The organism is Candidatus Omnitrophota bacterium (assembly GCA_028715415.1).
Classification (GTDB): domain Bacteria; phylum Omnitrophota; class Gorgyraeia; order Gygaellales; family Profunditerraquicolaceae; genus JAQURX01.
In genome coordinates this window covers 23,656-31,948 of record JAQURX010000018.1, presented here as the reverse complement: position 1 = coordinate 31,948, position 8,293 = coordinate 23,656, and the positions used below count along the sequence as shown (strand labels likewise).

Sequence of the window (8,293 nt, the reverse complement as noted above, 5' to 3'; positions counted from 1 at the left end):
ATGTAGTTTGTGCGAGCGGCCATGGTTCACCCGCTATAAACTCCAGTGAGAGCGAGCGCAAACTCCAAGCGAGTCCCGCCACGGTGGGGCGGGACGAGCGGTGCTGCGAGAACAAGACAAGGCAGACTCGTAAGTCAAAGTGTTTAGCTAATTCTTGCATAAAAAATAAATTTAATTTTTAAATTCATAATTTCTGTTATAATTAAAAGACGGTTTTATATAATTCATTCTAACTAAAGGAGTAATTGCATGACTGCTATTTTTCATGATGCGCAAGTGGAGAATTATCTTAAGAAAAGAAGGAAGGAAGACAGGAGGATTGCTTATTTCTCTATGGAGATAGGGCTTGAATCCAGGATTCCAACTTATAGCGGTGGTTTAGGAATTCTCGCCGGAGATACTTTGCGTTCCTGTGCTGACTTAAGCGTTCCTTTGGTTGGAGTAAGTTTGCTTTATAAAAAAGGCTATTTTAACCAGTCATTTGATGCAAGCGGGCTTCAACATGAATCAACCTGTGAATGGGACCCGAAAAACTTATTAACTTTGCTTCCCGAAAAAGTTACGATTGAGATAGAGGGAAGAAAAGTATTTCTGCAGGCTTGGATGTACACTCTGACCGGGGTAAGCGGGTATTTTATCCCTGTACTTTTTCTGGATACTGACCTTGAGCAAAACGCCGAGCAAGATAGAGGGTTAACATATCATCTTTACGGCGGGGATACAAGGTATCGGCTTATACAAGAGGCAATCCTTGGTATAGGCGGCCTTAAAATGTTGAAGGAATTAGGTTTTTACAATATTGCCCGTTATCACATGAATGAAGGGCATGCCAGCCTTTTAACCTTGGAGTTATTAAAAGAAAGAAAAATTAAAGATGAACGCAGATGGGATGGCGAGAGAGTAAGGCGGATGTGCGTGTTTACAACACATACTCCTGTCCCCGCAGGCCATGATCAGTTTTCGTATGATTTAGTAAAACAGGTTTTGGGTGATTTTGTCCCGTTGGAAGTTTTGAAGCATTATGGTGGAGAAGAAAAGCTTAATATGACGCTTTTAGCCTTAAATCTAAGTGATTATGTCAATGGCGTCGCTAAACAGCATGGGAAAGTTTCGCAGGAAATGTTCCCGGGTTATCATGTTGATTTTATTACTAACGGCGTTCATTCATCCACGTGGGTTTCGCAGAGTTTTACAAAGCTATTTGATAAATATATAGCAGGATGGAAGAACGATCCTTTCAGTTTAAGGTATGCTTTAAGTATACCTGACGATGAGGTTTGGGCTGCCCACATGCAGGCGAAAAACGAATTGGTTAACTGTTTGAACAGTAAAAGTGATTTAAATTTTAATTCTGATACTCTTACTATCGGGTTCGCCCGCCGTGCAACCACCTATAAAAGGGCGGATTTGTTGTTTTTTGACAAAAATCGCCTAAGGAATATTGCGCAAAATGTCGGCAAAATTCAATTTGTTTTTGCGGGAAAGGCCCATCCAGCTGACTGGCCGGGGAAAGAGCTTATTAAAAAGATATTTTCGGTTTCTGGGGAGCTCAAAGATAGCATTAAAATAGTTTATCTTGAAAATTATGATATGGATGTTGCAAAAACGATTATATCAGGGGTTGACATCTGGTTAAATACACCTCGCAGGCCACAAGAGGCATCCGGCACGTCCGGTATGAAGGCTGCTTGTAATGGTGTTCCATCTTTAAGTATACTTGATGGTTGGTGGATTGAGGGTTGTATTGAAGGGATTACCGGTTGGTCAATTGGTTCATTGCAGAATGTGGAAAATGCCGATGAAAAAGACGCTGCTTCCTTATATGACAAGCTAGAGAAGGTAATTGTCCCTACTTTTTATAATAATCGTCAGAATTGGATTAATATTATGCGTTCTTCCATTGCGATTAACGCTTCTTTTTTTAATACTCATCGCATGGTCCAGCAGTATGTTTTAAACGCCTATTTTTATTAATTATGCCTGATAAGAAATTTATGCTTCTTGCGGTAAAAAAAGCAAGAGAAGGAATAAAAAAAGGCCAGGCTCCTTTTGGAGCTTGTATTGTAAAAAAAGGCAGAGTTGTCAGCTTAGCCCACAATATAGTTTGGAAAAGTACCGATATAACCGCACATGCCGAAGTTAATGCTATCAGGATTGCCTGCAAAAAGTTAAAATCCATTGATTTGTCGGGCTGCGTTATTTATTCTACCTGTGAACCCTGCCCTATGTGTTTTAGCGCCTGCCACTGGTCGGGTATTTCAAAGATTATATTTGGTGCAAATATAAAAGACGCTAAGAAATTCGGTTTTAGCGAATTAGAAATTTCCTGTAAAAAAATGAAGAGGGCCGGTCGGGCTTCTATGCAGATTAAAGGTAATTTTTTGCGGCAGAAAAACATTGAGCTCTTTCAGGAATGGTTTGAGCAAAAAGATAAAAGAGTTTATTAATTATATGGCCCAAGTATCAACTGTGTTCCGCGGTAAATTGTTGACAGTCCAAAAGAAGAAAGTAAAATTACCGAATGGATTTTGCGCGGAACTGGAAATTGTAAAACATCCCGGAGCAGTCCTCGTTATTCCTTTTTTAACCTCCGAAAAGGTTATTATTCTTAAACAATTCCGTCCAGTAATAAATTCCTACTTGTATGAGTTACCCGCAGGAACCTTTGAAAAAGGAGAAACTCCTCTTAATTGCGCTAAGCGTGAAATTATTGAAGAGATCGGTTTCCGCGCGACTTCATATAAGAAATTAGGCAAAATTTATCCTGTTCCCGGATATTCAACCGAAGAAATCTTAATTTTTAAAGCTACCGGGCTTGTCAAAGATAAACAAGCTCATCAGAAAGATGAAATTATTAAAAGTTTAGTTGTTTCAAAGGCAAAAATAAAACAGCTTTTTAAAAGCGGCAAGATTGTAGATGCAAAAACAATCTGTGCTCTTTCTTTTTGCGGCTGGTTATAAAGTTGCTAATCGATTTAATGGCGTCTTGTCTTGTTTCTCGCAGGGACGTTCGCTAAGCCCCAGCGTGGTTGGCTCACTCTCGAAAATTCTCGCTCTGCCTACATTCTATTTAGCGGGGCAACCTTGCCCGCTCGAATTTCCGGAAGCCCTGCTGCGAACCAAGCCAATCCGCCATTAAATTGTGATGAATTTTAGCATTTTTGCTGTAGGCGCATTAGAAGATTTTTGGCACAGCTATAAAGATTAGTGCGCAAGGATTTACGAGGAGCGGAGGACGTCTCCTAGCGAAAGGCTAAGCCGTAGCGACGAAGTAAACCGCAGCGCACGGCAAAAATCTTCAGCGCCGGAAGCGAAAATGCTAAAATACTTTAAGGAATTCATTTGCTTCGGTTGTTTCTGTGTGATAGTATTTAAATAGGAGTGGTAAATGTATCAAGTTGAAGTTATTCATGTTAAGGATTTAGCTTTTGAGGTAAAGTCAGGAGAGGAAAGCTTTGTTATTGATGCAAAAGGTAAGGGATTAACTCCGCTGGATGCGCTTTTGTCCGGGTTAGGAAGCTGTGTCGGAGTTTATATCCGTAAATATGCCGAAAGTTCAAATCTTGGGTTAGAGAAATTTAAAGTTAGCGTTGAAGCGGAACTAACTAAAGAATCGCCTTTTATGTTTAAGATAATTAGTGTTAGTGTTGATTTAAATGGTGTTGGATTGGACGAGCGAAGAAAGAACGCTTTAAGTGAATTTATAAAGAATTGCCCTGTCCACAACACTTTAAAAGGTAACCCTCAAATCCAGGTTAAGATTCTCTGAAATTTTGTAAAAGGGAGTAGCGATGGAGATAAAAGCAAGGCAGAATAATGATGTCATAATATTGGATCTTTCCGGGCGTATTGATGTTAATGCCGCAAATTTTGTTGAAGTAGTTGGCCAATGCGTCCACGACGGATACAGGGATATTTTGTGTAATTTTGATGATGTTGAGTTTATTGACTATATGGGGGTTTCTGTTATTGTTATCGCTTATAAAGAAGTTGTTAATAATAATGGCAGGATGAAGTTTATGAATATCCCCGTCCATGCGAAAAATATTTTTTCTATTTCCGGTATAGATAGAGTAGTTGAAATTTATGCTTCAGAAGACCTGGCGGTAAATAGTTTTAAAGAAGATAAGATTATTGAAGACATAAAAAAGATGCAATTAAGACGCAGGTTTAAGCGCCTTCCTATTGATATTAAGACTGAGATTGTCCTTAAGTCAGGCAAAGCTCCTCAATGCCTGCATGTTGATATCTTAAATTTAAGTGCTGTTGGCGCTTTTATCTTTGGCTGCAAAGAATTTAAGCTTGGGGATAATGTAATGTTAAAGCTTAAGCTTCCTCCTAATTCGGAAGAGCTTAATCTGGATGCAAAAGTAGTTTGGATCCCCGATAAGCAAGTCCAGCCGCATTTTCATCCCGGCATCGGAGTTGAATTTATTAATATTTCTAATGCTGATCAAAAAACACTTGTTGATTTTATTGAAAGAAACCTTTCTTACCTTTCTTCAGAATAAACAAAACATTCTTAATGGAAAAAACAAATAAGTTCGTTAAGGCGGTTATATTTGATATGGATGGAGTAATTGTTGATTCTATGCCGTATCATTTCCTTGCTTGGTATGAGGCTTTGCGCCCCTTAGGGGTAAGGGTAAGTTGTTTTGATGTTTACTCCAAGGAAGGCGAGCGCTGGGAGAAGACATTAAGAAGCCTTCTTAATCAGGCAAGTATAACACCAACAAGAAAAGTTTTGCAGGAAGTATTCTTAAGGAGGCAGAAGATATTCAAAAAATATTTCAAGCGGAATATCTTCAAAGGAGTAAATGAGCTTTTGGTTTGTTTAAGGTCAAAGGGTTATTCTTTGGGGTTAGTTACCGGCAGCCCAAAGGTAGAGGTAGAGAGGATTTTATCTAAGAATACAAGAAGCTTCTTTGATTGCCTGGTTTGTGGTAATGAAGTTAAACACGGAAAACCTCACCCTGAGCCATATTTAAAAGCCGCCAAGCTTCTTAAAGTTAAGCCTCAAGAGTGTGTAGTTGTAGAAAATGCGCCTTATGGCATAGATTCAGCTAAAAGGGCGGGTATGATCTGTATTGCCGTTTCCACCAGCCTTCCTAAAGAGTACTTAAAGCCTGCAGATTTTATTGTTAGCGACTTGAGAGAAATTACCGGTTTAAATATTCTAACTACTTGTAAATTATAGGTTTTCCTTCCTGCTTAATAAGCACAAACAGGTGATAATACCTGTTGCTTGCCTTTCTTCCTTGTGATATCATATTAATTTATGTATTTGTACCCAGAGCCCTTTACCTATTAATATGAAAGAATATTTATATAACCTAGCTACAGACAAGAATAGAGGTTTTTTTCCGGAAATTGCTAAGTTATTTTTGGCTGTTTTGTCTCTAATCTATGCTTTGATAGTAAGGCTTACGGTTTATTTCAAGCTAAGAAACCAGCATGTATTGGGTTGCAAAGTCATTAGTGTCGGCAATATCACAATGGGAGGGACAGGAAAGACGACTTTAGTTGAATTAATCGTAAAATACTTAAAAAGTAAGGATAAAAGGATAGCTATCCTTACCAGAGGATATAAAAGAGGGGTTCAGGTTAAGCGGCAGGAAAATAATGATAGCTATGAAAGCATGGGTGATGAGCCATACATGCTTCAGAGTAAATTTAAAGATCTTCCTGTTATTGTTGACAAGAATAGAGTCCGTTCTGCTTTAAGGGCAATTCGTGATTTTAAGGTGGATACGGTTGTTCTGGATGACGGTTTCCAGCAATGGGGTATTAAGAAAGACCTGGAGATTGTGGCTATTGATTCGGTGCAGGCTTTTGGCAATCAGAAAGTTTTGCCCCGCGGGATTTTACGCGAACCACTTTCTTCTCTAAAGAGAGCGGATATCTTTGTTTTAACAAAGACCGACCTATGCCTTAATTTGGAGAATACGTTAAACATATTAGGCAGGATTAATCCGCAGGCTTTAATTGTAGAATCAATCCATGAGCCGTTGGGTTTTTATGAATTAAGAGAGCCCGGTAAATTATTGAGTGTTGATTTTCTAAAAGGAGAGAAGGTGTCTTTATTCTCCGGTATCGGAGATCCCGGTTCTTTTGAGAGGATGGTTGACAGGCTAGGCATTGATATTGGGCAAACTTTTAGATTCAATGACCATCATGCTTATTCTGAGGCAGACTTAAAAAAAATAATTAGTGAGTCTAAGAATAAAGGAATCTTTAATATTATTACTACTCAAAAAGACGCTGTAAGGTTATTGAGTTTTAATCTTTCAGATGAAAGATTGCGGATATTTGTTTTGCTAATTGGGATAAAAATCATAAAGAATGAAGAAAGATTCTATAGTAGATTATTCAAGTTATATTCTGCTTAGGCTATTAAATCCGTTGGTTAGAGCCTTGCCTTTGAGCTGGAGCCTTTCCTTGGGAAAGGCATTAGGGGAGTTATTATATATTTTTGACGGGAAACATAGGGCTAAAGTATATACTAATGTTAAAACGGCTTTTGGAGAAAAGTTAAGCCCTAAAGAGATCAAGGCGATCACAAGAAGATTTTATTTTAGTTTCGGGCAGAATATCATTGAATTATTTTTACTTCCTTCTATAGATAAGAATTATATTAATAAATATGTGGGCATGGAAGGAAGGGATAATATAACAAAAGCCTTTAGCCGCGGCAAAGGGGTTATTTTTGTCGCTATGCATGCCGGCAGCTGGGAGCTTTCAAATATAGTATGTGCTAATTTAGGGTTTCCTCTTAATATCCTTGTCCGGGAGCAAAGATTCCCCCGCCTTGATAGATTACTTAATAGTTACCGCCTGCGTAATGGCTGTAAGCTGATTCAAACTCAAAACCAAACACGGCAGCTTATTGAGGTTTTGAAAAACAATGAAGGTGTTGGCATGACTTGTGATCAAGGCGGGAAAACAGGAGAACTAACCGAGTTTTTCGGTAAGCCTGCTTCAATGTCTACGGGAGCTTTGAGGCTTGCTTTAAAATATGATATTGCAATCCTGCCTTCTTTTTACGCGCGTATTGCTGGGCCCTATCATAAAGTAATCGTTGAAGAGCCTTTTGAGCTTAAGAGGACAAACAATAAAGAAAATGACCTTAAAGTGAATTTGGAACGGTTAAATTCGATTTTTGAGAGATTGATTGCCAAGTATCCCCATGAATATCTCTGGACATATAAAGTTTGGAAATATTCATCTGAAAGAAAGGCCCTTATTTTAAGTGACGGCAAGGCCGGGCATCTGAAGCAGTCTCAAGTTGTAGCCGGGATAATCTCAAAAGCCCTGGAGCAAAAAGGTATTAAGTTAAATACTGCTATCGTAGAAGTGAAATTTAAAAATAACTTTAAGCAAAAACTTTTTACACTGGGAAGCTGTTTTTCAGGAAAATACAATTGCCAGGGGTGCCTGTGGTGTTTTAGAAAAGTCCTTACAAAAGAAACCTATGATGCTTTAATCAGTTCAAAGCCCGATTTTGTTGTTTCAAGCGGGTCTTCTCTGGCCGCGGTTAATTATATCATTTCAAGAGAAAATAGCGCCAAGTCAATTGCGGTTATGAAACCGTCTTTATTAAGTACAAATAGATTTGATTTAGTGATTATGCCTAAGCACGATAATCCTTTAAAGAGGAAGAATGTCATTATTACCGATGGAGCGCTTAATTTGATTGACGAAGATTATCTAAGAAAGCAATCCGATGCCTTGGTAGCAACTTCTTTAGGGGTGATTGACAAATCCAAGGATTATATCGGGCTTTTGCTTGGTGGCAAGGCGAAAGAGTTTAGCTTAAGCAGAGAAAAGGTTCTTGAAGTTGTAAATCAGTTAAAGCTTGTTTGTGAGAAAATGAATTTTGATATTTTAGCGACTACTTCCCGCAGGACTAGCCTTGAAGTGGAAGAAATGCTTAAAGCCGATTTGAAAAGCCATAAAAATTGCAAGTTGCTTGTTATTGCAAATGAAAAGAACCTCCCTGAAGCAGTAGGTGGCATATTAGGCTTAAGTAAGATAATTGTGATTTCTCCTGAAAGTATTTCAATGATTTCCGAAGCGATAAACAGCAACAAACATGTTTTGGTTTTTAAGTCGGAAGGATTAAGCAGGAAACACAGCAGTTTTCTTGATAATCTGGCGAAGAACGGATATATATATTTGATTGACAGAGGAGAAATAGCAGAGACGATCAAGGCTATTATTGAGAGAAATCCCGAAACAAAAATTCTGAATGATAACGCATTGGTAGCTGAAGGCATAAAAAGGATTCTTTAAG

At 38.5% G+C, this 8,293-nt stretch carries 8 protein-coding genes; all 8 read left to right on the top strand.

The genetic code is table 11. The annotated features are described in order from the left end of the window. Window positions 1-249: 249 nt before the first annotated feature. Complete coding sequence (glgP, locus tag PHO70_07850; GenBank protein ID MDD5432875.1) at window positions 250-1,974, top strand: alpha-glucan family phosphorylase; 1,725 nt, start codon at window positions 250-252, stop codon at window positions 1,972-1,974. Between the two features lie 2 nt (window positions 1,975-1,976). Then, window positions 1,977-2,447 (top strand): nucleoside deaminase, encoded by a 471-nt coding sequence (locus PHO70_07845; protein MDD5432874.1) that lies wholly within the window; start codon window positions 1,977-1,979, stop codon window positions 2,445-2,447. Window positions 2,448-2,451: 4 nt separating this feature from the next. Next, window positions 2,452-2,961, top strand: a complete 510-nt coding sequence (locus PHO70_07840; protein MDD5432873.1) for an NUDIX hydrolase — start codon at window positions 2,452-2,454, stop codon at window positions 2,959-2,961. A 427-nt stretch (window positions 2,962-3,388) separates the two neighbouring features. Beyond that, window positions 3,389-3,769 carry an OsmC family protein gene (locus PHO70_07835; protein MDD5432872.1) on the top strand — a complete coding sequence of 127 codons (381 nt, stop codon included), beginning with the start codon at window positions 3,389-3,391 and terminating at the stop codon, window positions 3,767-3,769. Window positions 3,770-3,791: 22 nt separating this feature from the next. After that, window positions 3,792-4,511 (top strand): anti-sigma factor antagonist, encoded by a 720-nt coding sequence (locus PHO70_07830; protein MDD5432871.1) that lies wholly within the window; start codon window positions 3,792-3,794, stop codon window positions 4,509-4,511. A 14-nt stretch (window positions 4,512-4,525) separates the two neighbouring features. Continuing rightward, window positions 4,526-5,197: an HAD family phosphatase gene (locus PHO70_07825; GenBank protein MDD5432870.1), complete on the top strand. Its 672-nt coding sequence runs from the start codon at window positions 4,526-4,528 to the stop codon at window positions 5,195-5,197. 115 nt (window positions 5,198-5,312) lie between these two features. Then, on the top strand, window positions 5,313-6,389 hold the full coding sequence (gene lpxK / locus PHO70_07820) for a tetraacyldisaccharide 4'-kinase (GenBank protein MDD5432869.1): 1,077 nt from the start codon (window positions 5,313-5,315) through the stop codon (window positions 6,387-6,389). Next, on the top strand, window positions 6,343-8,292 hold the full coding sequence (locus PHO70_07815; GenBank protein ID MDD5432868.1) for an ELM1/GtrOC1 family putative glycosyltransferase: 1,950 nt from the start codon (window positions 6,343-6,345) through the stop codon (window positions 8,290-8,292). The genes lpxK and PHO70_07815 overlap by 47 nt, the downstream gene beginning before the upstream one ends. Window position 8,293: the final 1 nt, after the last annotated feature.

Excerpts from the sequence above, each read along its gene's own strand:
- glgP (MDD5432875.1), top strand. The coding sequence starts at position 250 with ATGACTGCTATTTTTCATGATGCGCAAGTGGAGAATTATCTTAAGAAA.
- PHO70_07845 (MDD5432874.1), top strand. The coding sequence starts at position 1,977 with ATGCCTGATAAGAAATTTATGCTTCTTGCGGTAAAAAAAGCAAGAGAA.
- PHO70_07840 (MDD5432873.1), top strand. The coding sequence starts at position 2,452 with ATGGCCCAAGTATCAACTGTGTTCCGCGGTAAATTGTTGACAGTCCAA.
- PHO70_07835 (MDD5432872.1), top strand. The coding sequence starts at position 3,389 with ATGTATCAAGTTGAAGTTATTCATGTTAAGGATTTAGCTTTTGAGGTA.
- PHO70_07830 (MDD5432871.1), top strand. The coding sequence starts at position 3,792 with ATGGAGATAAAAGCAAGGCAGAATAATGATGTCATAATATTGGATCTT.
- PHO70_07825 (MDD5432870.1), top strand. The coding sequence starts at position 4,526 with ATGGAAAAAACAAATAAGTTCGTTAAGGCGGTTATATTTGATATGGAT.
- lpxK (MDD5432869.1), top strand. The coding sequence starts at position 5,313 with ATGAAAGAATATTTATATAACCTAGCTACAGACAAGAATAGAGGTTTT.
- PHO70_07815 (MDD5432868.1), top strand. The coding sequence starts at position 6,343 with ATGAAGAAAGATTCTATAGTAGATTATTCAAGTTATATTCTGCTTAGG.